Source organism: Flexivirga sp. (genome assembly GCF_035551235.1).
GTDB lineage: Bacteria > Actinomycetota > Actinomycetes > Actinomycetales > Dermatophilaceae > Flexivirga.
The window spans coordinates 16,056-40,959 of the sequence record NZ_DASZNO010000030.1; the positions used below are offsets into that span (position 1 = coordinate 16,056).

The window sequence follows — 24,904 nt, forward strand, 5'->3', positions numbered from 1 at the left end:
CGAGCGCGTCAACGCCGCGTTAACGGATCCGTCACTTGCGCACGATGTAGACGATCGCTCCGGTCTCGGTCGTGCAGGTGACGTAGGAGCCCGCCTGGCAGGTGACCTTGTAGTTGTCGTGGGTCTCCGGCGACTTGGCGCGGAACGAGGCGTTGCCGTCCTTGTCCTTCTTCGCGCTGTAGAGCGTCGAGACCACGCCGGCGAAGCTGCAGGACGTCTTGGGTCCGGTGCCGTAGGAGTCCGATCCCGGACATGATCCGGCGGAAGCCGGCAGCTCCGACGCCCCCGTGGACGAACTGGGACTGCTGGACGACGAGGATGAGGAGGAGGACGACGACGAGGACGACGAGCTGGGGCTCTGTGATGAGGACGAGCCCGATGAGGACTGCGACTGGTCCGGGGTCGTCGTCTGGGTCACGGTCCGGGTCGGTGTGAAGGCGCCATTGGCCATCTTGCCGCTGGAGTTGTTCAGGATGATCGCGATCACCACGGCGACGATCGCCAGCGATGCGACGATCACCGCGACCGGCGCCCACATGGCACCGCGACGCTGCGGCGGCTCCTCGTAGTAGGCCGCGGGCTGGTGGTAGCCGCTCTGGTCGGCTGGAGCGTATTCGTCATACTGCTGCGGCTGCGGGGGGCGAACGTATGGCGCGTGACCGGTCGCCTGGGTGCGGTCCGCATCGGCTTCGGCCGAGTTGGCCCACGCCGTGGTGTCGGGATCCTGCGATGCGCTGGAGCCGCTGCGGTCACTGAAGAAATGGTCGAACTCGTCCCGGCCCCTGCCCGGGTCGCCCTGACCGGGTTGGTCATGACTCACGTTGAACTGCTTCCTGCCGGTTGGGGTCTATGCCTGTGCAAAACTCGCCTCACTGTACGTGTGCCAGGCGTGCTGCGGCCAAATCCGCATCCGGCGAAGATTGTTCACCCGTAGGTGTCACGCGGGCCGCGGCCGTCACGCACGGTCCGCGGTCCCTTCTTCCAGCTCGGCGCGTTGGGCCCGACGATCCGCAACGACTGCACCACGTCCGCCCCGACCGCTTGCTCGAAATTGCCCAGCAGGGTGGAGGTCAGCAGGCGCAGCTGGGTGGTCCAGGCCGTGGAGTCGGCACGAACCGTCAGCTCACCGTCGGTGAACGACACCGGACGGGCGTGCGCCGCGACCGCCTCGCCGACGATCTCGTCCCACCGCCCCATCACCGAACCCGCGGCGACGTCGACCTGCCACCCCCGGTCGGACAGCAACCGGTCGAGCTGGTCGCCGATCATCGCCGGGTCGCGGCCGTCGTCGCGTGCCCGGCCGGTGCCGAGATCGCCGGCCTTGCGCGGACGGCGCCTCGCGGGTGCGCCGGGCCGAAAACCCTTCTCCCGGGCGGAAACTCGTGCACGGCGTATGGCGTCCCGCACCGCGTCAATCGGGTCAATCTCGTCGATCTCGTCGGGGGTCGTTCCGTCCTCGGGACCGTCCTGATCCGCGTCACCCACTCGGCTGCACCTTGCCGAGGGTGACGGTGAACTGGTTGCCGGTCAGCGAGTCGGGGACATCGTCGTCGACCGCTGCGGTGATCAGCACCTGCTCGCAGTCGGCGACCATCAGCGCGAGCCGCCGGCGGCGGCCCGCGTCCAGCTCGGCGAAGACGTCGTCGAGCACCAGCACCGGGTCGGTGCCCAGGTCGTGCCGCAACAGCTGGAACGCCGCGATCCGCAGCGCCAGCGCGAACGACCACGACTCGCCGTGGCTCGCGTAGCCCTTGGCCGGCAAGGTGCCCAGGCGCAGCACCATCTCGTCGCGATGCGGACCGACGAGTGTCTGGCCGCGCTCGACCTCGGCCCGGTGCTGTTGTTCGAAGGTCTTGGCGAAACCGGCCTCCAGTTCCGCGACGTCCGGGACCTCTCCCGCGGCGAGCTGGTCGGCGAGTTCGTCATACAGCGAGCTCTTGTAGGTGACCTTGGCGTCCGACTGCCCGGCGCTGACCTCGTCATACGCCAGCCGCAGGTAGGGCTGCAGGTCGCGCAGCAGCCGCAATCGCGCGTAGACGAGGTTGGCGCCGACCGAGGACAGGTGGCTGTCCCAGACCGGCAGCGTCGCCAGCGCGGCGGCCCGATCCGGTGCGGTACGAGCGGTTTTCAGCAATGCGTTGCGTTGCTTCAGGATCTTGTCGTAGTCGGCGCGCGCACCGGCCCACCGTGGCTGCCGCGCGACCAGCAGGTCGTCGAGGAAGCGGCGGCGCTCGCTCGGATCGCCCTTGACCAGGGCGAGGTCCTCGGGCGCGAAGAGCACGGTGCGCAGGGTGCCGAGTACGTCGCGCGGGCGAGTGACCGGCGACCTGCCGAGTCGCGCCCGGTTGGCCTTGCCGGGGTTGATCTCCAGCTCGATCTGCTGCTCACGCCCGTCGTGGACGACGGCACCGCGCACGATGGCCTGGCCGGCGCCGGCCCGCACCAGGGGACCGTCCTGCGCGACTCGATGCGAGGACAGCGACGCCAGGTAACCGATCGCCTCCACGACGTTGGTCTTGCCCTGGCCGTTGAGCCCGATGAAAGTGCTGACGCCGGCGGTGAATTCGAGGTCGGCGGACTCGTAGGACCGGAAGTCCTTCAGAGTCAGGTGACGCACGAACATGTCCCGAGTTTAGGTCCGTCCCGTTACCCCGCAAACACTCACGAACCGCACAGGATCGCCACGTTAGCTTCGCGTTGTGAGTCTGACGGGGCTGGGGTTCTATGACACGACGATCGTTGCAACCCTTCTCGCGGTTACGACGACGATGCTGCTGTGGAGCCGGGTCCGCGGAATGGTTGCGCTGCGTGCTCTGCAACGGATCGCGATGCTCGTGATGTGTCAGCTCTGCGCCATCGTGCTGACCATGACTTGGGTCAACAATCACTTCGGTCTGTACGCCTCGTGGTCCGACCTGCCGGGGACCGGTGGTTCGGGACATCTGGTCATGTCCGGCCCGCCCCCGGAGACAGCCGACTTCAGCCCGGCGGCGCGCGGGACCGAGAGCACCTTCTTCCGGGGACCGGCCTCTCGGCTCGCCGGGGAGGTGTTCGTGTGGACGCCACCGCAGTACCACCAGGCGGCATACAAGCACGACCGCTTCCCGGTGATCGAGTTGCTGCACGGTGTCCCCGGTGAGGCCCAGGACTGGCTGATCAAGGGTGGTATGCCGGGCCGGCTGGCCACCATGATGGCGCACGGCACGCTCGAGCCGGCCATCGTGGTGATGCCCACGCTGAACCCGGGCGGCGTCGACACCGATTGCACGGACACCCCACGAGCCAAGGTCGCAACCTGGTTGGCCAAGGACGTCCCGCGGTTGCTGTCCCGGCATTTCCGGGTGCTGTCGGATCCGAAGGGTTGGGCGCTCGCCGGCCTGTCGACCGGTGGCTTCTGTGCGATCAAACTCTCCCTGCAGTACCCGAAGAAGTTCGGCATCGGGGCAGGTATGGACTCCGACCCGTTCACCGGCGATCCCGCGGTGCTGGCGGACACTGCTCTGCGTACGGCGAACGCGCCGGTCACCCTGGCCCAGAAGCGACCACCCGTGCAGCTCTTCGCCGGCACCAGCGCCCAGGACCACTGGAGTCCGCCGTCCCACATTTTCGCGCTGCAGCGTGCGGTGCGTTACCCGACAGTCCTCGCGCCGCCCTACATCCTGAGCCGGGGCGGTCACAACTGGGGCACGTGGGGACGGATCGAGCCAGCGTTGTTCGCCTGGATGAACACGGTGCTTGCTCCGCCGCAGAGCCAGACGTCGCGGGGGACCCTGGGCGGGGTCTTCCACAAGATCCTGCATCCCTGATGCGGTCGGGCGCCCGAGTCCGGCTCCGGGGGGTGCCCGACCGCCTTGCCCGGGGCGGAGCGGAAGGCCGTACGTCAGTGGTCGGTGACGACGCCCTTCTCACCCTTCTTGGTGACGACGTGGCCGCCGAACTCGTTGCGCATGGCGGCGACGGCCTTCATCGCGGGGGAGTCGGTGCCCTGGCGGGAGAAGAACCGCTGGAAGAGTGAGGCGGAGATGACCGGCATCGGGACGCCGTACTCGACGGCTTCCTGCACGGTCCAGCGGCCCTCGCCGGAGTCGTTGACGAAGCCCTCGATCTCGGAGAGGTCGCCGTCCTTCTCCAGGGCAGCGGAGATGAGTTCCTGCAGCCAGGAGCGGACGACGGTGCCGCGGGTCCAGGCCTTGAACGCGGCGGGGACGTCCTTGACGATCTCCTTGGCCTCGAGCAGCTCATAGCCCTCGGCATACGCCTGCATCATGCCGTACTCGATGCCGTTGTGGACCATCTTCACGTAGTGGCCCGCACCGACGGCACCGGTGTGGCAGAAGCTCTCGTCGCGCGGACCCTCGGGGCGCAGCGCGTCGAAGACCGGCATCATCCGCTCGATGTTGGCGTCGGAGCCGCCCGCCATCAGCGCGTAGCCGTTCTCCTTGCCCCACACACCACCGGAGACACCGCATTCGGCGAACTCGATGCCCTTCTCGGCGAGTTCCTTCTCGTGCTTGGCGTCGTCGCTGAACTTGCTGTTGCCGCCGTCGAGCACCAGGTCACCCTTCTCGAGGAGTCCCTTCAGCTCGTCGATGACCGACTGGGTGACCTTGCCGGCCGGCACCATCACCCAGATGTTGCGCGGTGCGTCGAGCTTGCTGACGAGCTCGTTGAGGTCCTTGACGTCCGAGACCTCGGGGTTGGTGTCGAAACCGACCACGTCGTGCCCGGCCGCCACGAGGCGGTCGCGCATGTTGCCGCCCATCTTGCCCAAGCCGATCAAACCGAGTTGCATGCCGCGCCTTTCATTCGTGTATGTCGTACTTCGCTCCGACGCTACTCCGGAGGCTTCCCGGTCAACTCGCGAAACGCACCGGCATCAGGACGTAGCGGTAGGACTCGTCCGCGTCGCCGTCCGCCTCCGCCTGTCCCGACAGCACCGCCGGGCTCTTGGGCTGGGTGAACGACATACGGGCGAACTGCGTGCCGAGGGCACCGAGTCCGTCCAGCAGGAACTGGGGGTTGAACGCGATCTCGATCTCCGGGCCGGTCAGCGTCGCCTCGACGGCCTCGGAGGCCTGGGCGTCATCGCCCTGGCCCGCCTCGATCGCGACCTGGCCCTCCGAAAAGCGCAGTCGCACAGGGGTATTGCGCTCGGCGACGAGCGAAACACGCTTCACCGCTTCGGTCAGCGCGGCCGTCTCGATGACCGCGACGGAATCGACACTGGTGGGGAAGATCGAGGAGACCTTCGGGTACTCGCCGTCGAGCAGCCGGGTGGTGGCGCGACGCTGGCCGGCCTCGAAACCGACCAGACCGTCGCCGCCCGCAGCGGATCCGAGCGCGACCTGCACCGAGCCGGAGGCGCCGAGCGCCTTGGCGGTGTCCTGCAGGGTGCGCGCCGGGATGAGCGCGGTCTGTTCGGCATTCGCGTCGGTGGGGTTCCACGTGAGCTCGCGCAGCGCGAGCCGATAGCGGTCGGTGGCCAGCAGGCTCACCTTGTCGCCCTCGATCTGCAGGCGGACGCCGGTCAGGATCGGGAGGGTGTCGCTGCGGTCCGCGGCGATGGCCACCTGCGAGACGGCCTGGGTGAAGATGTCGCCGGCGATCGCACCGGTGGGCTCGGGCGAGGTCGGCAGCGTCGGGTAGTCCGCGGTCGGCATCTGCTGCAGCGAGAAGCGGCTGGACCCACAGGTCAGCTCCACCTTGTGCTCGTCGGCAGTGATCGAGACCGGCTTGTTCGGCAGTGACCGGGAGATCTCGGCCAGCAGCCGGCCGAGGACCAGCACCTGACCGGGCTCGTCGACCTGGGCATCGACGGTCACCTTGGCGGACACCTCGTAGTCGAAGGCGCTGAGGGTGAGCCCGTCGGTGCTCGCGTCGAGCAGCACACCGGCGAGGACCGGCACCGGCGGCCGGTTGGACAGGCCCCGCACGGCCCACGTCACAGCTTCGGCCAGGACATCGCGATCGACGATGAGCTTCACGTACTAACCATCCTTGTTCCGAGGTGCTCGCCGAAGTATGACGGGAGGTCATCCGCGGCGAAGTGGAGCGGGTCCGATGAGTGTTGTGCACCGAGTGTTGTGCACGCAGCCGGCCACGAGTGCGTCGGGGCGGTCTGCGCGCAGCATGACCCTAGTCTCCCGATGTATGACGCCGCCACCGTGGTTCCCGCCCGAGCGCAGCACTTCATCCCCAGTCGGCAATGGCGAAAACGCCATCTCTCTCCGGTAAGTAGTCGTAGTAACAGCTGTGGATTCTGTGGACAACCGTCAGTCGTCGCGTCATACCGCCATCGTGTGGTGTGGATGACCTGGGTGTCGTGCTGTGGATAACTTCGGTGATCCGTGGACGACCGATTCTGTCCACAGGTTGTCCGCAGTCGGCGGGTCCTCGATCGTGCAGTTGTACACAGGTTGCAGGGCTCTACCCACCGGCCGGTGTGGATTCGGGTGGGACCACATCCGTCACAGCGGACCAACTGCCCACATGTTTATCCACAGGGTGTGGACCATCGAGGGTGATGGAGAGGGCGGACTGCCGTGGCGGCCGGCTGCGGCGCGCGATGAGCGCCGAGCGCGCTGTGGTCCGCGTCGCGACATACGAACACCGATTTCCACAGAAGCTGTGGAAATCGGTGTGGAAGGTTTCCCGGGGGGGGGTCGCCCGGTCAGGCGGTGGCGCGGCGGATCTGCGTGGTGAGTTCGCTGATCTGCTCGTAGAGGTGGGCCCGCTCGCCCATCAGCTGGCGGATCTTGCGATCGGCGTGCATCACCGTCGTGTGGTCGCGCCCGCCGAACTGCTGACCGATCTTCGGCAGCGAGAGGTCGGTCAGCTCGCGGCACAGGTACATCGCGATCTGTCGGGCGTTGACCAGCGTGCGCGACCGGGAGGAGCCGCACAGTTCCTCCACGGACAGGCCGAAGTACTTGGCCGTCTGGCGCATGATCGCGGTCGCGCTGATCTGTCCCGAGCCGGAGCTGGGCATCAGGTCCTTGAGGACCCGGCCGGCGAGTTCCTCGGTGACGTGCTGGTTGGAGACCGAGGCGTATGCCGTCACGCGGATCAGCGCACCTTCCAACTCACGGATGTTGCTGGGCACCTTGCTCGCGATCAGGCTGAGCACCTGGTCGGGCATGTGCATCGAGTCGGCGACCGCCTTCTTGCGCAGAATGGCGATGCGGGTCTCCAGGTCGGGCGGCTTGACGTCGGTCGTCAGTCCCCATTCGAAGCGGGACCGCATCCGGTCCTCGAGCCCCGACAGCATCTTCGGCGGCTGGTCGGAGGTCAGCACGATCTGCTTCTCGCTGTTGTGCAACGCGTTGAAGGTGTGGAAGAACTCCTCCTGCGTGCCGTCCTTGCCCTGCAGGAACTGCACGTCGTCGATCAGCAGCACGTCGACGTTGTCGCGGTACCGCTTCTGGAAGCTGGAGGCCTTGTCGTCGCGGATCGAGTTGATGAAGTCGTTGGTGAACTCCTCGGAGTTCACATAACGGACCCGCATGTGCGGGTAGTAGTTGCGCACGTAGTTGCCGATGGCGTGCAACAGGTGGGTCTTGCCCAGCCCGCTGTCGCCATACACGAACAGCGGGTTGTAGGAGCGCGCCGGCGTCTCGGCGACGGCCTGGGCGGCGGCGCACGCGAACCGGTTGCCGGCGCCGATGACGAACGTGTCGAAGGTGTACTTCGGATTGAGTCGCGCATCCTGGATCGGCTCGGTCGTGACCGGCTGGCGGTTGCGTGCAGCAGCGCTGGTGAAGAGATCCTCTTCGACGTCGGACGCCGCCTCCGGCTCGGCCGGACGCGGGGTCGGCTCGACGGGTTCGTCCTCCGCGGGTTGCAGGCTCTCGTCCACGGTGACGGCCAGCCGGATGTCGGTGTGCAGCTGCTCACCGAGCGCCTTGCAGATCGGGTCGCTGAGCGTGGTCTCGACGAAGACCTTGGTCTGCGGGAACGGGACGGCCAGTAGGGCCGTGTCGCCGACCAGCCCGGCGAGCCGGGCGAGCCGGAGGTAGGCACGGTCACGAGCGGGTATGCCGGAGTCCTCGATGCCCAGCATCGCACCGTGCCAAACGTGAGCGAGGTCGATGTCCGGATCGCTCACAACGCTGCGTCCTCCCTGACAGATTGTGTATTCAGAATCGGCGATGCGTGGCCGCCGACGGACATGCTACGCCGTTCATCCACATAGTTATCCACAGGCTGTGGGCAGAGACGACGAGATGAACCGTATGACGGGGGGACCGACCTGGAAGACGCCGACGCTAACAACATGGACTAGCGTCCGGCAAGCCGGCTGCCGAAGAATTTTCTGCAGTGCACGGCGTGGCGGCTGGTGTGGCCGGAGCGAGAGCTCTTTGATGAGGGGTTCGGTCTCGCGAACCGCGCGGTATCGGTCGGTTTGACCCTGTCCACCGGCGGCCCGTATCGTAGCTGCGAGCCTCCTTCGCTCACGTCTGCCTGGACCACAACGGTTCCCTCCGGCAGCGATCGACCCCGCTCCGGCGGGCCGAAGCGAAGACCCCATGACCAACGCACGACCGGACCCACCGTGGGCCCACACATTTCGACGGAGACGACAGTGAGCAAGCGCACCTTCCAGCCCAACACCCGCCGCCGCGCCAAGGTGCACGGCTTCCGCCTGCGGATGCGCACCCGTGCGGGCCGCTCCATCCTGTCGGCGCGTCGCGCCAAGGGCCGCAGCAAGATCTCGGCCTGAGGGGCCACCGGCTGACCGCCAGTTAGGCGACAGTGCTGCCGACGAACAACCGACTGCGCGACAGTGCGGATTTTTCCGCAGTGTTGCGCAGTCGTCGTTCCGGACGGGCGGCGGGTCCCCGGCTCGTCGTGACAGCGTCGAGTTCGCCGGCGGATGCACATCGCGTCGGATTCGTGGTGTCCAAGGCCGTCGGCAACGCTGTCGTCCGCAACCGCACGAAGCGTGTGTTGCGCCACCGGATGGCAGCCCTGCTCCCGACGATGCCGGGCCACACGGACGTGGTGATCCGCGCGACTCCTGCTGCAGGTGCAGCACGGGCCGACGATCTGCGGCGCGACCTCGACCGGCAATTGGCCGCCGCGATCGAACGGCTCCGGTGACCAGATGTCGTTCACTCGGATCCTCGCACGGCCGCTCGTCTGGCTGGTTCGCTGCTATCAGATCCTGATCTCGCCACTGCTTCCGCCGAGCTGCCGGTTCACGCCGTGCTGTTCGGCATACGCGATCACGGCACTGACCCGCTTCGGGTTGTTCAAGGGAAGCTGGCTGACCATTCGTCGGCTGGCCCGCTGCCACCCGTGGAACCCTGGCGGCGTCGACCACGTTCCGCCTCTTGTTACCGCAGACGACGCCGGCTCACCCACGCCGGCGCCGCTCAACTGAAGGACTGCGCCATCTACAACTTCTTCGACACGATCCTGTACCCCCTCGAATGGTTCGTCGCCTTCGTCATGGTGGGGTTCCACAAGATCTTCACGGCCATCGGTATGCCGGCCGCCAACGGCTGGACCTGGGCGCTGTCCATCGTGGGCCTGGTGCTCGTGCTGCGCATCATGCTGATCCCGCTGTTCGTCAAGCAGATCAAGTCGTCGCGGCGAATGCAGCTGATCCAGCCCGAGATCCAGAAGATCCAGAAGAAGTACAAGGGCAAGAAGGACGCCGAGTCTCGTCAGAAGATGACTGAGGAGACGATGGAGCTCTACCGCAAGGCGGGCACCAACCCCTTCTCATCCTGTATGCCGATGCTGCTGCAGTCACCGTTCTTCTTCGCGCTGTTCCGGGTGCTCGACCGGCTGAAGGACATCGGCTCCGGTCAGCACGACCCGATCGGGTGGATGACGCAGTCGCTGGCGAAGCAGGCCGAGCAGTCGACGCTCTTCGGCGCTCAGTTGTCGTCGGCGTTCCTGCACCCGGGTGACTCCCCGCTGGCCGCGGTCCGCACGCTCTGCGTGGTGATGATCATCATCATGTCGGTCACGGTGTTCACCACTCAGCACCAGCTGATGCGCAAGAACATGCCGGCGTCGGCACTCGACAACCCGATGGCCAAGCAGCAGAAGTACATCATGTACATCATGCCGGTGTTCTTCGCCATTTCCGGCGTGAACTTCCCCATCGGTGTGCTGATCTACTGGGTGACCACGAACCTGTGGACCATGGGCCAGCAGTTCTACACGATCCGGCGGATGCCGGCCCCCGGATCGGAGGCCGAGAAGGAGCTGGAGAAGCGTCGCGCGGCCAAGGGCAAGCCGATCACCAAGCTGAGCATCCCGGGTCTGCACAAGGACGACGAGGCCGAGTCCGAGGACCCGTCGGTCGAGTTGGCCAAGTCCAAGACACCGCCCGGCACACCCGGCCTGGTCACCGCCGATGGCGGGACCGCCGGCAAGGCCGGCGGCCAGCGCGTGCAGCCCAAGCGCAACAACAAGAAGCGCAAACGCTAGCCCGCACCACCCTTTGTCACCGGTGGCGCATGTCGCCGCCCGGGCCGGCCTGCCGCAGGCCGCTCACCGAACTTTGAAGTTGATTCTGGACAGACACACGGAGCTCGAGATGTGTCGGCGTTGCAGGGGTCTTGACTCGCAACGCCGGCGCAGCACAAGCATCGTTGTGCTCATCAGCACTGGGAGTGAAGAATGACTGACGTGACCACCCACGACGACTCGTCTGCGCACGAAGCGGAGCCCGAGCCGCGCAGGACGGTCGACCTGGACCGCGAGGGGGAGGTCGCAGCCGACTTCCTCGAGACCCTGCTGGACATTGCCGACCTGGACGGTGACATCGACGTGGACGTCGACGGTGACCGCGCGTCCGTGTCGATCGTGGACTCCGAGGAGGGCCGCGTGCCGCGCCGCCTGGTCGGGCAGAACGGCAAGGTGCTGGACGCTCTGCAGGAGCTCACCCGGCTCGCGGTGCAGGCCGAGACCGGTAACCGCAGCCGACTGATGCTCGACGTCGCCGGGTTCCGCGCGGACCGCCGCGCTGAGTTGGTGAAGGTGGCCGAGGACGCCATGGCGTCCGTGAAGGCCGATGGCCAGCGCGTGGCACTCGACCCGATGTCTGCCTTCGAGCGGAAGGTCGTCCACGACGCTGTGCTCGCAGGCGGTTTGCGCTCGGAGTCCGAGGGCGCCGAACCACGGCGCTTCGTGGTGGTTCTGCCCGCCGACGACTGAGGCGTTCCACGTGAAACACGATCCCCCGCAGCACGGCACGGGCGGTTTGGAGACCGCCGACGTTCCTGCTGCACCGGCTCAGGCTGCGGCGATCTTCGGGGACCGGTTCCCGCTTGCCCAGCAGTATGCCGAGCTGCTCGCCGGCTCAGGAGTCGTCCGGGGGCTGATCGGGCCCCGCGAGGCGCCACGCCTGTGGGAGCGCCATATCCTGAACTGCGCAGTCATCACCGAGCTGATCGATCCGGACAGCACGGTCGCCGATGTCGGTAGCGGTGCGGGCCTGCCCGGCCTGGTGATCGCCGTACGTCGCCCCGACGTGTCGGTGACGCTGATCGAGCCCCTCCTGCGACGCGTGCGGTGGCTCGACGAAGTGGTGCAGGAGCTCGGACTGACGAATGTGACGGTTGCCCGTGGTCGGGCGGAGTCGCTCTGGGACGAGGTAGCTCCGGCCGATGTCGTCACCTCACGCGCCGTGTCGGCGCTGGAGAACCTCGCGGTCTGGTCCGTGCCCCTGGTGCGCCCGGGAGGTTGGTGGCTGCCGATGAAGGGCTCGTCGGTCGCCGATGAGATCGAACAGAGCCGTGATCTCCTCAGCTCGGTCGGTGTGACCGAGATCGAGGTGGTGGAGTGTGGTGTCGGGGTGCTCGATGAGCCTACGATCGTGGCTCGGTTGGCGATCGGCACACCACGCCGACTCGGCAAGAACGCGGCTGGCAAGGGCACCAAGAAGCCCGGCAGGCGTCAGTCGGCCGACCGCCGCCCTCAGGACCGCAGGCGCCAGTGATCATCCGGGCCGGCTCCGGCCGGTCCGACGGACCACAACGATGAATGGAAGAGGCGAACGTGAGCACAACGTCGCTGCCCACCGGGTGGCAAGGATCTGCAGTCACGACCGCCACCCCTGAACCGGTCGGCTGGCGCAATGCTGCGCGCTGTGAGCCCACCCTCGTCGTGGGTGCCCTGCACCCCGTTCCGGCTGGCGGATCCCCGGAACCTGTGCAGCGTGCTGAGGCTGCCCTTGTGAATGGCGCGGCGAACACGACCACCGCGCCGGCTGAGGACGAGCACACCGGCGACGGCGATGCTCCTGTTTCCCGTGAAACATCGGCCGAGGACCCGATACCGGCGGTGGATGAAACTCCGGTGTCTTCGCCGTTGGCCGACCAATTGGTCGAGCAGGCCCGGCGACGGGAGCGGCTGGCCGAGGGCAACGTCGTCCCGCCCGCACAGCCTCGGATCCTGACGATCTCCAACCAGAAGGGTGGGGTCGGCAAGACGACGACGACGGTGAACGTCGCAGCCGCGCTGGCGAAGTTCGGTCTGAAGGTGCTCGTCATCGACATCGACCCGCAGGGGAACGCCAGCACCGCACTCGGCATACCGCACCACGAAGAGGTGGCCAGCGTCTACGACGTTGTGGTCGAGGACGGCGAGCTGGCCGATGTGCTTCAGGAATGCCCCGACATCTCGGGCCTGTGGTGCGCACCCGCCACGATCGACCTGGCGGGCGCCGAACTCGAGCTGGTGTCGTTGGTTGCACGTGAATCACGGTTGAAGCGCGCGATCGACCACTATCAGGAACACCCCGGTGCCGCAGGACGGTTCGACTTCATCCTGATCGATTGCCCGCCCAGTCTGGGACTGCTCACCGTGAACGCGTTCGTCGCGGCGGAGGAAGTCTTCATCCCGATCCAGTGCGAGTACTACGCACTCGAGGGTCTGAGCCAGTTGCTGAAGAACATCGAGCTCATCCGCGCGCACCTGAACCCGCGGCTGCACGTGTCGACGATCCTGCTGACGATGTATGACGCGCGGACCCGACTGTCGGCCCAGGTTGCTGACGAGGTGCGTACGCACTTCACGGATCAGGTGTTGAAGGCATCGATCCCACGGTCGGTCCGCATCTCCGAGGCTCCCAGCCACGGACAGACCGTGCTCACCTATGACCCGTCGAGTAGCGGCGCCCTCTCGTATTCGGAGGCTGCCAAGGAGCTGGCCGCACAAGGCACTAAGATCGACCAGTGAGCGAAAAACGACGTGGACTCGGGCGCGGCCTGGGCGCATTGATCCCGACAGCACCGGCACCCGCCCCCGGAACCCCGCGTCCGTCGGACGTCTTCTTCCCCGGCAATTCGGTGGTCGCCAACAACCGCGACGCAGCCGAGACCGAACGTTTCACGGGAAACAATGACGCCGAGTTGCCGGCCGACTCCGCCGGGCCGAAGCCCGCTGAGCCGAAGCCCGCTGAGTCGAAGCCCGCTGGGCCGCAGCACGACGTTGCCACCCCGGCGAACGCCGAAGCCCCCGAGGCTGCGACGGATGACGTCGTTGACGTGGAGGAACTGCAGGAAGTTCCCGGAGCGACCTTCGCGGAGCTGCCGGTCGATCAGATCCGCCCGAACCCGCGTCAGCCACGCACCGTCTTCGACGAGGACGAACTCGCCGAGCTGGTGCACAGCGTCCGTGAGATCGGAGTGCTGCAGCCGATCGTGGTCCGCCGCCTGCCGGCCGACCAGGCCGCTGAAGCGGGTGTCACCTACGAACTCATCATGGGCGAGCGTCGACTCCGTGCCAGTCGCGGCGCCGAGAAGGCGACGATCCCGGCGATCATCCGCACCACGGACGACGACGACATGCTGCGCGATGCGTTGCTGGAGAACCTGCACCGCGCGCAGTTGAACCCGTTGGAAGAGGCAGCGGCGTACGGTCAGCTGCTCGATGACTTCTCCTGCACCCACGAGGAACTCGCCGGCCGCATCGGCAGGTCACGACCGCAGATCAGCAACACGCTGCGCCTGCTGAAGCTGCCGGCCCTGGTGCAGCGTCGGGTGGCCGCGGGCGTCCTGTCGGCCGGTCACGCCCGAGCACTGCTCGGTCTCGCGGACGCCGCAGCCATGGAGCGGCTCGCACAGCGCATCGTCGCCGAAGGGCTCTCGGTCCGCAGCACAGAGGAGATCGTGGCCCTGGGCGGTGACAAGGAGAAGTCGGTCCGTCGCTCCCCACGCGCCGGCCAGCACCACCCCCAGCTGGACTCGCTCGCCTCGAGTCTGTCGGACCAGCTCGACACCCGTGTGAAGATCTCGCTCGGCAAGAGCCGCGGAAAGCTGACCGTCGAGTTCGCCAGTGTCGACGACCTCAACCGCATCATGGATCAGCTGGGCGTCCAACGCTCTTGATCCCGCGGGTCGAGTAGGGCGAGGAACGAGCCCGTATCGAGACCGAAACCCGTTGTGTTTGAACATGTTTCACGTGAATCGGTGGGTTTCTCGGTCACCTTGGTGGGTGGCGGCTACGCCGCCGCCCCGGTCTCACTCCGTTCTCTCCGCTAGCGCTCCGTTCACTGCATAGGCCCGGGTCGACGACGCACCCGCCACCCCGGAGCGTCACCTGGACAGTGCTCCTGTTGACGTCGTCTGTTGCTTGCTGACGGTTCGCGCGCCGACCCTTCACGTGGCACCCGCACCCGATCACAGGTCGGAGAGTTGGCTAGTGGGTGGCGAAGTACTCGGTCATCGCCTTGACGTTCCTGCATTAGTTTTCGTGTGGCGACGTAGGCAATCAGGTGCGGACACGAGGACCCTGACCCCACCGGAATCGGCAGCGATGAGACTCCGCTGACACCCCTATTCGGCCAACTGAAGTATTAGGCGACTTTTCGAATCCGCCTGCGGGCCAACAGGATTCGGCGACAGAAGAGGGTGCTGGGTGCGTCGTGGCGCCGGGCCTATGCAGTGAACGGAGCACACGAAGGCGACGACCATGTCGAGTGGAGTGGCCGAGCGAGCGTGCGAGCCGCCACTCCGCCCGACATGCGAGGAGTCGAGCCATGGGGACAGCGCAGAGAACGGAGTGAGACCGGCGACGCGGCGTAGCCAGCACCCCAGACCCAGCCAGGCACAAAGAGACCTGCCAAGGACAACGAAAAGGCGGCCGTCCCGAAAAGCTCGGGACGGCCGCCTCTCGGAAGCGGTTGGAAGCTCAGCCGATGAAGGGCTCGAGCTCCTTGACGAGCTTCGGCTTCGGCATGACGCCGACGATGCTCTTGACGACCTCGCCGTTCTGGTAGACGTTCAGGGTCGGAATGCCGGTGATGCCGTACTTGGCGGAGGTGGCCGGGTTGTCGTCGGTGTTGAGCTTGACGACGGTCAGCTTCTCGGAGTTGGCCTCGGCGATCTCGTCGATGATCGGAGCGATCATCTTGCACGGTCCGCACCAGGGCGCCCAGAAGTCGACGAGCACCGGCTTGTCGCTCTTGAGAACGTCGGCCTCGAAGGTGGCGTCGGAGGTGTCCTTGGTGTTCGCACCCATGTCGGATGTTCCTTTCAATTGTGTGGATGTATGCCGAAAGGCGTTGGTGGGAAAAGGGATTCAGGCGTTGACCGTCTGCGCGGCATCCCGGGCGGGGGCGCCGGCCTCCTCCTGCGCGGCCAGGAAACGCTCCGCGTCCAGGGCTGCGGAGCAGCCGGTGCCGGCGGCGGTGATCGCCTGCCGGTAGGTGTGATCGACCAGGTCGCCGCAGGCGAACACGCCGGGCAGGTTGGTCGCCGTGGTGCCTGCACCGACGAGCACGTAACCCTCCTCGTCAGTGTCCACCTGACCTAGGACAAGCTCGTTGCGCGGCAGGTGGCCGATGGCGACGAAGACCGCGGCGGTGTCGACCTGGCGGGTTTCACCGGACACGGTGTCGGCGAGGGTCACCGAGCTGACCTTGGGGTCGCCCTGGATGCCGGTGATCCGGCTGTTCCAGGCGAAGTCGATCTTGTCGTTGGCCAGCGCACGATCGGCCATGATCTTGGAGGCACGCAGCTCGTCGCGCCGGTGCACGAGAGTGACCTTCTTGGCGAAGCGGGTCAGGAACGTCGCCTCCTCGATCGCGGAGTCACCGCCACCGACGACCATGATGTCCTGGTCGCGGAAGAACGCACCGTCACAGGTGGCGCACCACGAGACGCCGTGTCCGGAGAGGCGCTTCTCGTCCTCCAGGCCGAGCTCGCGGTATGCCGAGCCCATGGCCAGGATGACCGCGCGTGCCTCGTGCACGTTGCCCTCGCCGTCGGTGACGCGCTTGATCGGCCCGGTCAGGTCGACCTCGGTGACGTCGTCACGCACCAGGTCCGCGCCGAACCGATCGGCCTGCTCGCGCATCTGCATCATCAGCTCGGGGCCCATGATGCCGTCGGCGAAGCCGGGGTAGTTCTCCACCTCGGTGGTGTTCATCAGCGCACCACCGGCGGTCACCGAACCCTCGAAGACCAGGGGATGCAGGTTGGCGCGGGCGGCATACACGGCGGCGGTGTAACCGGCCGGACCGGAACCGATGATGATCAGGTTGCGAGGCTCGCTCACGGATTGTCCTTCACGTCGACTGGTCGGCCCGGCCGCTCGGCGGGCTCGTAGAGCACAACAGATGGTATGTCGGGAATGTTCCGTGCCGTACATCTGCTCCCGCTCCGGGTCGTGCAGCACGGCAGAGCGCCGAGCGGACGGGCCGCTCGGCGCTCGGGTCGGTGCTGTTTCGGCCTCAGACGCCGCGGGGCGCGGCGTAGGGCTGGGTGCCCTTGCTGCAGGTCGACGAGACCGCGAAGGCGGTCTGCTTGCTGTCCTTGGTGACCACGATGATCAACGCCGGCTTGCCGTCGTAGCTGGCCAGGTCGACCTTGATCCGCGAGGGGTCGTCGAGCAGGGAACCACCGATCGAACGCACGCACTCGACGATGGACCGCGGGTTCTTCAACGACCCGAACTTCGCCACGACGGCGGGGTCCGGGAGCTGGCTGCTGTCGCTGGACGCCATACTCGCGGCCTGCGCGTTGAAGCGGGCGTCGGAGTAGTTGGTGCCGGTGCTCTCGACCTGGACCCGGCCGGCCAGATCGTCGGAGCCGGCCGAGTGGCTGCTGGTCGGCACGGCGGACGTGGGCGCGTCGTTGCTCTGCAGGGAATTCACGCCGACAACGGCGACCGTCGCCACAACTGCGGCAGCGGCAACACCGCCGACCACTTGCATCCAGCGGCGGCCGCCGGACGTGCCGGCGGGCCGACCAGTGCGCGACAGCGGCGTGACGTTGCTGCGGTCATCGTCCGCGTGGTGTGCGCGTTCCTGGGCCAGCGCAGCGGTGATCCGGTCTGTCACGTCCAGCGGCATCGGCCCGGGGTCGGGCAGCGAGCGCAGCAGATCACGCATCCCGGTCGGGTCGTTCTCGAAGTCGTTCTCGAAGTCATCGGGAGGTGTCGTCACGGCTTCCTCCAATCGGGTTCAGTAGCTGAGACGACGAATGCCAGGTTGTGGTTCCGTCCTGCGGGCGAGCATTGCGGTGAAGGGGAGACCAACATCAGTCGAGGGTCCGACGAACATCGGGCCACTTTGGTTCCAACGGACATCAGGAACCGCCGGGGTAGCCGTCCCCGTGCCTGTCACGGAGCAACTCGGCCAATGCCGACCGTCCGCGAGCGCACCGGGATTTGATGGTCCCCTCGGCCACACCGAGGACCTCAGCGGCCTCGGCCACGGGCAGGCCCTGCATGTCGACCAGGGTCAGCGCCAGCCGCTGGCCCTCCGGGATCCTGCCCAGGGCTTCCTGCACATCGAGTCGTATGACGGTGCTGCCGTGCACGTCGTGCCGGTCCGCGAGGTCGTATTCGGGCAGCTCCGAGGTCGGCTTGATCCGGCGCAGCCGGTCGAGGCAGGCGTTGACGATGATGCGGTGCAGCCAGGTGGTGACCTGTGCGTCGCCACGGAACGAGTCGGCGCGCCGGAAGGCCGAGATGAAGCCGTCCTGGACGGCGTCCGCGGCGATCTCCGGGTCGCGGGTGGTGCGCAGCGCGACGGCCCACATGCGGTCCTTGTGCCGCCGGAAGAGCTCACCGAACGCATCGGGGTCTCCCGAGCAGTGCGCCGCGAGCAGCTCGCGGTCGGTGCTCTCCGCCAGGTCCGTCACGGATACACCTTGACGTCGTTGATGCGCTCCTGGAACTTGCCGTCGTCCTGCTTGCTGAGCTGGGTGACCCAGATGGTGATGTATTTGGCGTCGGCCCCGTCCAGGTGCGCGGTCTGCGTGCCCGAGCCGGTCAGGGTGGCCTCGGGCTGGCGCGTGCTCACCGGCTCGATCACGTCGCTGACGTAGAACTTGATCGTGGACGGCCCACCCGTTGTGGTGATCTTGACGTCCTTCACGGACTTCACCGTACCGAGGTTGAGCAGGATTCCGGTCCCTTGGCCGCCACCGCGACCGTCCGCGGTGTTGTAGTCGAAGGAGTTCCAGTAGGACCCCGGGTCGCCGTCGGTCGCATTCGCCGCGAGGCCGGAGTTCTCACCGCCGTTGATGCCGTATGACGTGGTGCGCTCGATCGTCAGCGGCTTCGCGGTCGGTTTCGGCTTGCTCGACCGGGCCGGTGCGGAACTCGACTTCGACCCACTGGCCGACGGCGACGCTGCCCCGGAAGAAGCGGCCTCGTCGGGGCTGGACGAGCCACCGAGCCCGTGCAGGCCGATCGCCGCGAAGATCACCGCGATGATCACCAGCAGCCCGACCAGCAGCAGCGCGAGCCGGCTGCTCTGGCTGTCGGGCTCGTAGCCGTGTCCGACGAGTCCGGGGACCGGCGGTTCGAGCTCGGCATATGACGGGTCGTAATCGTCGTCGACGTCGGGCGGCACCGCGGTGCGTTCACGGGCCCGCTCGAGGGTGGCGCGGGAGATCTGCGCGGTCTCGTCCGAGTTGTCGACCTCGGAGGCTGGCCCGGCGGCTGAGGCGACACCGCCCTTCGGCAACGCGGTCTTGACGGGAGCTGCGCCGCCGGTGGGCGTGTGTCCGGCTCCGTCGGTGTCGTCGCTTGGAACCGGGGCGCCGGGAGCTGCTGGGGGCTTCGTCCCGCTCCGGTCACCGCCGGGGACGGCCTGCAGGGTCGCCGCCGACTTGCCGCCGGATCCGGTCGTACGACGGGTCGACGTCGTCACGCGCTCGGAGGACCACGGCGCCAGCTGCCGGGCGAGCTCACCCGGCGTGCGCGGGCCCTCGTCGGCGCCGAGCGTCGTCCGGCACAGCGTGTCCAGGTCGCCCGGGACACCCGGCACCAGCTCGCTGGGCGACGGCAACTCGCCGTCGGCGCGGCGGGAGACGTTCTGCAGGCCGGGGACAGATTCCTCTCCGGGCCAGCGGCGGGTCAGCCCGGCATACACGATCTGGACGAGGGCCACGGTGTCCGCGCGGGAGGCGTCCTCCGAGGACAGGTCGTCAGCGCCGGCGAGCGCTGCGTCGGTCGGCAGGCCGAGCACGGAGACGGCGCCGTCGGGCGAGGAGACGATGTCGTGGGGCGTGAGCTGCAGGTGGTGCAGGCCGCGTGCCGAGGCGGCGCCCAGGCCACTGGCCGCCTCGCCGACCATCCGGCGCACCTCTTCGGGCGGCAACGGGTCGAACTGCAATGCGGCCGCAATGGATTCGGCACCGTGCAGCGCCTCGGTGATGACGTATGCCGTGCCGTTCTCGCGGCCGACGTCGAGCACCCGCGGCAGGTGCCGGTCCTCGACACCCGCAGCACGGCGGGCGCTGTCGAGCGCGGCCTCGGCATGATCGAAGTCGGCCGGGAAGACGGTTGCGGTCACCTCGCGCCCGAGCGTCGCGTCGGTGGCGATCCACAGCTCCTGGTCCGCTCGACCCGCCAGCTTGCGGGTCAGCGTGTAGCGCTGTGCCAGCACGGTGTTCTCGCCGATGGCTCGCACGTGGACCTTGGCTCCCTGTTCGCGGTACGGACACCGCCCGGGTGCGGCGCCGATGGGCGACGCGTGCCCGCCTCGGGCGACCACACATCGGCCACATCCTAGGAGGCATCCGGCGCGGTCCCGTGAGGGACACGCTTCGGGAGCGCCGATCCGCTGTCGGGTCGCGGTGCCGCGCAGGCCTTGTTCCGTGGGTGATCAACAGGTGATCAACGGGTGATCAGCGGCCCAGCAACCGGCGTACGCCGCCCAGCTTGCCCTGTATGGCGTCGACGAGCTCCTCGACCTCCTTGACGTGCAGCCGGCGGGAGAACAGCACGTAGAGCACGAGGAACACGACCACGGCGACGACGAAGACGACGAAATTGGCGAGCCGGCTGTCGTGACCGGTCAGCAGTTCGGTGCCGTACCGGGCGGCGAACGCGACGGCCATCGCGAACACCGACGCCACGGCCAGGCGTGCCCACGTCTGTGCCACGCCGACCATCCGCAGGCCGGGCAGCTGCTGGTCACGCAGCCAGCGGTATCCGAGGGTGGCCTCGACGAAGTAGGCGATCGAGCCGGCCAGGCAGACTCCGAAGCCGCGCCAGTCATCGGGCAGCAGGATGCAGGGAACAGCCAGCACGCTGGTGATGATCGTGCACCAGACCTGCATCTTGAAGGGCGTCTTCGCGTCCTGGTAGGCGAACAATGCGCGCTGCACGACCACGCAGACGGTGAACGGCACGAGTCCGATGAGCAGCGCGATGGTCTGGCGCTCGACCGCCGTGGCCAGTGACGGGTAGAACGCCGCGCACAGCGGGCCGGCGGCGACCAGCGCACCGAAGGTCGCCGGCATCGTCGCCACGGACGACAGCCGCAGGCTGAACTCGGTGTCGTGCGCGACCGCCCGGGTGCGGCCCTCGTGGGCCGCGCGCGACATACGGGTGAACAGGGCGGTGATCAGGCTGAGCGTCACGAGCGAGTGCGGCAGCATGAAGAACAGGAACGCGTAGCCCTGCGCCTGGTTGGCCGAGCCGATCGGGTTCAGCAGGTTCCCGGTGACCAGGAAGACCCCGAGTTGCTGGACGATCACGGCACCGAAGGCCCACCCGGCGATCGTCGAGGTGCTGCGCAGGCCGACCCCGCGGAACGAGAAGTTGGGCGACCAGGTGTAGCCGGAGCGCCGCAGCGGAATGATCAGCACGACGGCCTGCGCGATGATCCCCAGCGTCGCCGAACCGGCGAAGATCACCACCATCGAGGTCGTCCAGTCGGCCGGGTCACCGACCCGGTGGTGGTCGGCGACGAGCAGCCAGACCACACCCGCGATCGCGAACACGTTGGCCAGCGCCGGCGACCACATGAGCGCGCCGAACCGGCTCCGGGCGTTGAGGATCTCGCCGAGCATCGTGTAGAGGCCGTAGAAGAACAGTTGCGGCATACACAGCAGCGTGAACAGAATGCCGAGTCGCCACGTGTCGCCGGTCGCGTGGACGTAGCCGACCTTGAACACCACCGGGGCCGCGGCCATGAAGATCACGGTCGCGCCCAGCAGGATCGACATCGCCAGGGTGAGGATGCGGTCCGTGTAGGCCTTGCCGCCGTCCGGATCCTTCAGGGCGCGGGTGATCTGCGGCACCAGCACCGCGTTGATCACACCACCGGCGAGCAGCAGGTAGATCTGGTTGGGGATCTTGTTCGAGGTCTCCCACACGTTGCCCGCGACGCCGATGATCAGTGCCGCCATCAGGATCGTCCGGACGAAACCCAGCGCTCGCGACACCAGGGTGCCGGCGGCCATCACCGCGCTGGCCCGCCCGATGCCGCCCTCGGCGGCGGGCGCCTCGGCGGGTATGGCGGCCGGTGGCGCCACGTCGGGGTCCTCCCCGCGCGCGATCGCGTCCTTGCGTGCGGCGATCACGTCCGGGTCGGGCAGCGGCAGGTAGCCGGAGTCCTCGCCGATCCAGGCGGCATACATCGAACCCAGGCTGCCCTGGCCCTCCGGTGCGCCCGCTGCGGCGCGGGAACGCAGGTCGGACTCGGCGTACAGCTGGCCCAGGCTGGGTCGGCTCTCGTCAGTCATCGGTGTCGGTGCCCTCGTCGTCGGTGTACCTGTCGGAGTGCTCGGTGTGCGCTGTCGGCTTGCGTCCGGCGTCGACGATCGCGTCGTTCGGCGTCGGGCTGTCGGTCGCGGCCGGTGCGGAAGCGGTCCGTGGGCCACGTCGTATGGCGCGCCACAGGCCCACCACGAGGATCAGGCCGGCGATCACGCCCAGCACCCACATGATCCACCCGGACGTCGGGTGAACGTTGATCTGCACCGGTGACGGCACGTCCGCGTCCGTGAGCGGGGTGCCGTCCGGCGCGCGCAGCACGGCGTCCAGGGGGACGGTGCCACCACCGACCGCCTCGATGTGGAAGTGCGCGGTGGCGCGCGACGTCGCGTCGATGTCGACCGTCTTGACCGAGTTGGTGACCCGGATGAGGTACTTGCGCGGCTGCACGTCCAGCTGGACGTTGTGCACCGGGCGGTTCAGCTCGTTGGAGATCGTGATGCTGATGTCACCGGAGTCGGCGAAGAAGTTGATGGTCGAGGACCGGATGGTCAGCTTGTGCAGCATCGCGGTGACCGCGACGGTGTTGCGGTCGGCGACGGCGGCCAGCTTGGCGGCCGTGCCGCGCCACCGGGTCGAGCCGATGATGTCGAGTCCACGCTTGCGATCCGGTATGACGTCCTCGCCGTCGACCAGCACGCTCTGCAGGGCCGTGAGGCGCTGGCGCGACGCGGCCAGGTCGTTCAGCTCCGCCTTGGTGAGCGCGGCGCGCGCGACCTTCGGGGTCGAGTCACCCGTGCCCGGGTTCCTCAGCAGGGAGGTCCTCGGCGCCGACTTCAGCGCCGTCGCGGTCTGGGTGCCGGTGCGCAGCTTGACCCAGTGCGCCGCGCCCAGGGCATCGAGCTGGGCCGCGAGCTGGGTGGGGTTGGCACCGCCGGTGCGCGGCGCGACCAGTGCGATGGACCGCGGTGTGCCGGGCGACTGCTGGTAGAGGGCGAGCGACTGGGTCAGCAGCCGGCTGGTCTGCGTGCCCGGGGAGGTGGTCGACGTGCTGAATGCCTTGGACAGCTGCTCGTCATACGTCAGGACGCCGGAGGTACCGGCCGCACGGTGGGTCGCGGTCGTGGCCGGCGACCCGCCGACGGCGCGGCTCGGCAGCAGCGCCATCGTGGGGCTCTTGCTGCGGGTCGCGAGGTCCTTGGCGAACGACGTGACGGCCGTCCCGGCCAGGTCGCCGGTGGGCCAGACCAGGCGCGTGTCGCCGAGGTGCTTGACGCCGGCGGGCAGTGGACGGGAGAAGTCGCGGCTCGCCAGGGCCGTGCCGGCCGTCCCCCGCTGCCGCAGCGCCGTGAGGTCGGGGTCGTCCGACGGCAGCCACCACACGGACTGCTTCGCGTCGAGCGAGGTCAGCCGGGCGCTGAGCGCTGACACTGCCGCGTCGATCTTGCCGTGCGGGGTCTTGGGCGGGGTGGTGCTGGTCGGTGAGGACGGCGTCGTGGACCGGGTGGACCCGTCGCTGCTGCCCGACGAACCGCTGGTCGTCCCGGAGTCGGTGCCGTTGGTGTCGTCGGTGGACGTGGATCCGCCGGACGGCGTGCCCGACGTCGTGCTGGTCGGATCGGGGGTGCCGCTGGAGTCCCCGGTCGACGAGGTCCCGTCGGACGCGCCGGAGTGCTGCCCCGACCCGCTCGACCCGCTCGATCCGCCGGACGTGCTCGAGCTCGGCGAACCGGACGGCGACTCGCTCGGCGTCACCGCCGGCACGTTGCCGTCGGCCGCGGGCGGCGGATCGAGCAGCGCGGGGTCGACGGCGAAGATCACCGGTTTGCCGGCGAAGGCGTCGAGGGTCTGCTGCACCTGGGAGTTCGGCCCGATCGCGCGCTCCCACGCCGCGGCACGCGCCGCGCCGCTCGGCCCGAACAGGTCCGGATCGGCCGGCAGGGTGAGCGGTATGACGACCGTGACCTGCAGCGGTGATGGCACCGGCTTGTTCTGCAGCGCGAGGGTGCTGCGCGCCATACCTCGTATGCCGGAGGCGCCCGCCGAGGACCCGTCGGTGACCGTGACCGTCAGCGGCAGCGAGGCCAGGCCGTAGCCGTAGTCGAGCTTCTTGCCGGGGATGGTGACGGAGAACGGGGTGCTGCTGCCGGCACTGAGGGCGCCCGCGTCCGCGGTGGCCTTCTGCGTGGTGGGGACGTCGAGCTTGCCGGTCATCCAGCTCTCGGCGGCGGAACGTGTGTCCAGCAGCTGTGTGCCGACCGACACGTGCGCGACCGCGTGCGCCATATCGGTGGGGCCGGTGTTGGTGATGGTGCCGGTGACGGTCACCGACTGGCCGGAGGCCGACACGGCCGGCAGATTGGCGTCGAGACTGATCCGGGCCGAGGAGGAAGTGTCGGCGCTCGCGGGGGACGCGCCGAGGGTGAAGCTGAGCGAGAAGAGTGCGAGCAGCAGTGCGAGCAGTGCGGCGCCGGCGGCCTGGTTATGCCGAAGGAGCCAGGTGTTGCCAGGCGGTTTGGACGATGCGTCGTTCATTGGGGAAGGTCAGCTTCCGTTGCACACGGTCCAGGCGGAACCAGCGCGCGTCGACGGCCTCGTGATCGGGGTCGCCGTCGATGCTGATCTCGCCACCGAGTGCCTCCAACATGTAGTGATGGACCCGCTTGTGAATGCGTAGCTGCGGGGTGCTGAACCAATAATCGATCGTGCCCAGGGTCACCAGGGCACGTCCGATGATGCCTGTTTCCTCCTGGACTTCGCGAACTGCCGTCTCGACCAGTGTTTCGCCCGGCTCGACATGTCCCTTGGGCAGGCACCACTCGAGCCGACCGGCCCGGTTGTGCCGGGCGATCAGTGCGATCCAGGCGTAACCACCAGCCACGTCGATGATCACGCCACCCGCCGATGTCTCCTCCACGGCAGGCAACCGCCGCACGGGGCGGTCGGCGCGCGGCGGGTGGAGGGTCATCTCGACACTCTAAACCGC

The 24,904-nt window shown here is 67.9% G+C and carries 23 protein-coding genes; 9 read left to right on the top strand and 14 right to left on the bottom strand.

Going from position 1 to position 24,904, the window contains the following annotated elements; translation table 11 throughout:
- Window positions 1-31 precede the first annotated feature (31 nt).
- From VG502_RS10280 to recF, 3 genes are all read right to left on the bottom strand, one after another.
- Window positions 32-820 carry a hypothetical protein gene (locus VG502_RS10280; RefSeq protein WP_325549956.1) on the bottom strand — a complete coding sequence of 263 codons (789 nt, stop codon included), beginning with the start codon at window positions 818-820 and terminating at the stop codon, window positions 32-34.
- Window positions 821-924: 104 nt separating this feature from the next.
- Window positions 925-1,485 (bottom strand): DciA family protein, encoded by a 561-nt coding sequence (locus VG502_RS10285; RefSeq protein ID WP_325549957.1) that lies wholly within the window; start codon window positions 1,483-1,485, stop codon window positions 925-927.
- Window positions 1,478-2,623, bottom strand: coding sequence for a DNA replication/repair protein RecF (recF, locus tag VG502_RS10290; protein WP_325549958.1), 1,146 nt, complete (start codon window positions 2,621-2,623; stop codon window positions 1,478-1,480). The genes VG502_RS10285 and recF overlap by 8 nt, the downstream gene beginning before the upstream one ends.
- Window positions 2,624-2,699: 76 nt before the next feature.
- On the opposite strand from recF, the gene VG502_RS10295 reads away from it, so the two are divergent.
- The gene (locus VG502_RS10295) at window positions 2,700-3,806 is read left to right on the top strand and encodes an alpha/beta hydrolase (protein ID WP_325549959.1); all 1,107 of its coding nucleotides are present in this window, start codon (window positions 2,700-2,702) and stop codon (window positions 3,804-3,806) included.
- 74 nt (window positions 3,807-3,880) lie between these two features.
- Here the strand turns inward: VG502_RS10295 and gnd are convergent, their stop codons facing one another.
- From gnd to dnaA, 3 genes are all read right to left on the bottom strand, one after another.
- Window positions 3,881-4,792: a phosphogluconate dehydrogenase (NAD(+)-dependent, decarboxylating) gene (gnd, locus tag VG502_RS10300; RefSeq protein ID WP_414655725.1), complete on the bottom strand. Its 912-nt coding sequence runs from the start codon at window positions 4,790-4,792 to the stop codon at window positions 3,881-3,883.
- Window positions 4,793-4,853: 61 nt separating this feature from the next.
- Window positions 4,854-5,984, bottom strand: a complete 1,131-nt coding sequence (dnaN, locus tag VG502_RS10305; RefSeq protein ID WP_325549960.1) for a DNA polymerase III subunit beta — start codon at window positions 5,982-5,984, stop codon at window positions 4,854-4,856.
- A 686-nt stretch (window positions 5,985-6,670) separates the two neighbouring features.
- Window positions 6,671-8,104 carry a chromosomal replication initiator protein DnaA gene (dnaA, locus tag VG502_RS10310; RefSeq protein WP_414655726.1) on the bottom strand — a complete coding sequence of 478 codons (1,434 nt, stop codon included), beginning with the start codon at window positions 8,102-8,104 and terminating at the stop codon, window positions 6,671-6,673.
- 477 nt (window positions 8,105-8,581) lie between these two features.
- Here dnaA and rpmH point away from each other — a divergent pair, with 477 nt between their 5' ends.
- From rpmH to VG502_RS10350, 8 genes are all read left to right on the top strand, one after another.
- Window positions 8,582-8,719 carry a 50S ribosomal protein L34 gene (gene rpmH / locus VG502_RS10315; RefSeq protein WP_325549961.1) on the top strand — a complete coding sequence of 46 codons (138 nt, stop codon included), beginning with the start codon at window positions 8,582-8,584 and terminating at the stop codon, window positions 8,717-8,719.
- Window positions 8,720-8,751: 32 nt separating this feature from the next.
- The gene (rnpA, locus tag VG502_RS10320) at window positions 8,752-9,099 is read left to right on the top strand and encodes a ribonuclease P protein component (RefSeq protein ID WP_325549962.1); all 348 of its coding nucleotides are present in this window, start codon (window positions 8,752-8,754) and stop codon (window positions 9,097-9,099) included.
- 4 nt (window positions 9,100-9,103) lie between these two features.
- Window positions 9,104-9,382 (top strand): membrane protein insertion efficiency factor YidD, encoded by a 279-nt coding sequence (gene yidD / locus VG502_RS10325; protein ID WP_325549963.1) that lies wholly within the window; start codon window positions 9,104-9,106, stop codon window positions 9,380-9,382.
- Window positions 9,298-10,443 (top strand): membrane protein insertase YidC, encoded by a 1,146-nt coding sequence (gene yidC / locus VG502_RS10330; protein ID WP_414655727.1) that lies wholly within the window; start codon window positions 9,298-9,300, stop codon window positions 10,441-10,443. Before yidD ends, yidC begins: the two co-directional genes overlap by 85 nt.
- Before the next feature lie 192 nt (window positions 10,444-10,635).
- Window positions 10,636-11,172, top strand: coding sequence for a Jag family protein (locus tag VG502_RS10335; RefSeq protein ID WP_325549964.1), 537 nt, complete (start codon window positions 10,636-10,638; stop codon window positions 11,170-11,172).
- A gap of 10 nt (window positions 11,173-11,182) precedes the next feature.
- On the top strand, window positions 11,183-11,956 hold the full coding sequence (rsmG, locus tag VG502_RS10340; protein ID WP_325549965.1) for a 16S rRNA (guanine(527)-N(7))-methyltransferase RsmG: 774 nt from the start codon (window positions 11,183-11,185) through the stop codon (window positions 11,954-11,956).
- 335 nt (window positions 11,957-12,291) lie between these two features.
- A complete protein-coding gene (locus tag VG502_RS10345; protein ID WP_325550128.1) occupies window positions 12,292-13,197 on the top strand; it encodes a ParA family protein in 906 nt (301 codons plus the stop codon).
- A complete protein-coding gene (locus VG502_RS10350) occupies window positions 13,194-14,348 on the top strand; it encodes a ParB/RepB/Spo0J family partition protein (RefSeq protein ID WP_325549966.1) in 1,155 nt (384 codons plus the stop codon). The genes VG502_RS10345 and VG502_RS10350 overlap by 4 nt, the downstream gene beginning before the upstream one ends.
- Window positions 14,349-15,150: 802 nt before the next feature.
- On the opposite strand, the gene trxA is transcribed toward VG502_RS10350, so the two are convergent.
- The 8 genes from trxA to VG502_RS10390 all read right to left on the bottom strand — a co-directional run bounded on the left by trxA (window position 15,151) and on the right by VG502_RS10390 (window position 24,886).
- The gene (trxA, locus tag VG502_RS10355; protein WP_325549967.1) at window positions 15,151-15,480 is read right to left on the bottom strand and encodes a thioredoxin; all 330 of its coding nucleotides are present in this window, start codon (window positions 15,478-15,480) and stop codon (window positions 15,151-15,153) included.
- 60 nt (window positions 15,481-15,540) lie between these two features.
- Window positions 15,541-16,518 (bottom strand): thioredoxin-disulfide reductase, encoded by a 978-nt coding sequence (gene trxB / locus VG502_RS10360; RefSeq protein ID WP_325549968.1) that lies wholly within the window; start codon window positions 16,516-16,518, stop codon window positions 15,541-15,543.
- Window positions 16,519-16,693: 175 nt separating this feature from the next.
- Window positions 16,694-17,407 carry a hypothetical protein gene (locus VG502_RS10365; RefSeq protein WP_325549969.1) on the bottom strand — a complete coding sequence of 238 codons (714 nt, stop codon included), beginning with the start codon at window positions 17,405-17,407 and terminating at the stop codon, window positions 16,694-16,696.
- Window positions 17,408-17,549: 142 nt separating this feature from the next.
- Complete coding sequence (sigM, locus tag VG502_RS10370) at window positions 17,550-18,107, bottom strand: RNA polymerase sigma factor SigM (protein WP_325549970.1); 558 nt, start codon at window positions 18,105-18,107, stop codon at window positions 17,550-17,552.
- Window positions 18,104-19,885, bottom strand: coding sequence for a protein kinase family protein (locus tag VG502_RS10375; RefSeq protein WP_325549971.1), 1,782 nt, complete (start codon window positions 19,883-19,885; stop codon window positions 18,104-18,106). Before VG502_RS10375 ends, sigM begins: the two co-directional genes overlap by 4 nt.
- A gap of 217 nt (window positions 19,886-20,102) precedes the next feature.
- Entirely contained in the window at window positions 20,103-21,947 is a 1,845-nt protein-coding gene (murJ, locus tag VG502_RS10380) for a murein biosynthesis integral membrane protein MurJ (RefSeq protein ID WP_325549972.1), read from the bottom strand.
- Window positions 21,940-24,453 carry a DUF6049 family protein gene (locus VG502_RS10385; protein WP_325549973.1) on the bottom strand — a complete coding sequence of 838 codons (2,514 nt, stop codon included), beginning with the start codon at window positions 24,451-24,453 and terminating at the stop codon, window positions 21,940-21,942. Before VG502_RS10385 ends, murJ begins: the two co-directional genes overlap by 8 nt.
- On the bottom strand, window positions 24,401-24,886 hold the full coding sequence (locus VG502_RS10390; RefSeq protein ID WP_325549974.1) for an NUDIX hydrolase: 486 nt from the start codon (window positions 24,884-24,886) through the stop codon (window positions 24,401-24,403). The genes VG502_RS10385 and VG502_RS10390 overlap by 53 nt, the downstream gene beginning before the upstream one ends.
- Between the last annotated feature and the right edge of the window lie 18 nt (window positions 24,887-24,904).

Bases quoted from the DNA above. Each gene is read 5' to 3' on its own strand.
- recF (WP_325549958.1), bottom strand. From the start codon at position 2,623: ATGTTCGTGCGTCACCTGACTCTGAAGGACTTCCGGTCCTACGAGTCC.
- murJ (WP_325549972.1), bottom strand. From the start codon at position 21,947: ATGACTGACGAGAGCCGACCCAGCCTGGGCCAGCTGTACGCCGAGTCC.
- VG502_RS10335 (WP_325549964.1), top strand. From the start codon at position 10,636: ATGACTGACGTGACCACCCACGACGACTCGTCTGCGCACGAAGCGGAG.
- VG502_RS10390 (WP_325549974.1), bottom strand. From the start codon at position 24,886: ATGACCCTCCACCCGCCGCGCGCCGACCGCCCCGTGCGGCGGTTGCCT.
- VG502_RS10385 (WP_325549973.1), bottom strand. From the start codon at position 24,453: ATGAACGACGCATCGTCCAAACCGCCTGGCAACACCTGGCTCCTTCGG.
- gnd (WP_414655725.1), bottom strand. From the start codon at position 4,792: ATGCAACTCGGTTTGATCGGCTTGGGCAAGATGGGCGGCAACATGCGC.
- trxA (WP_325549967.1), bottom strand. From the start codon at position 15,480: ATGGGTGCGAACACCAAGGACACCTCCGACGCCACCTTCGAGGCCGAC.
- yidD (WP_325549963.1), top strand. From the start codon at position 9,104: ATGTCGTTCACTCGGATCCTCGCACGGCCGCTCGTCTGGCTGGTTCGC.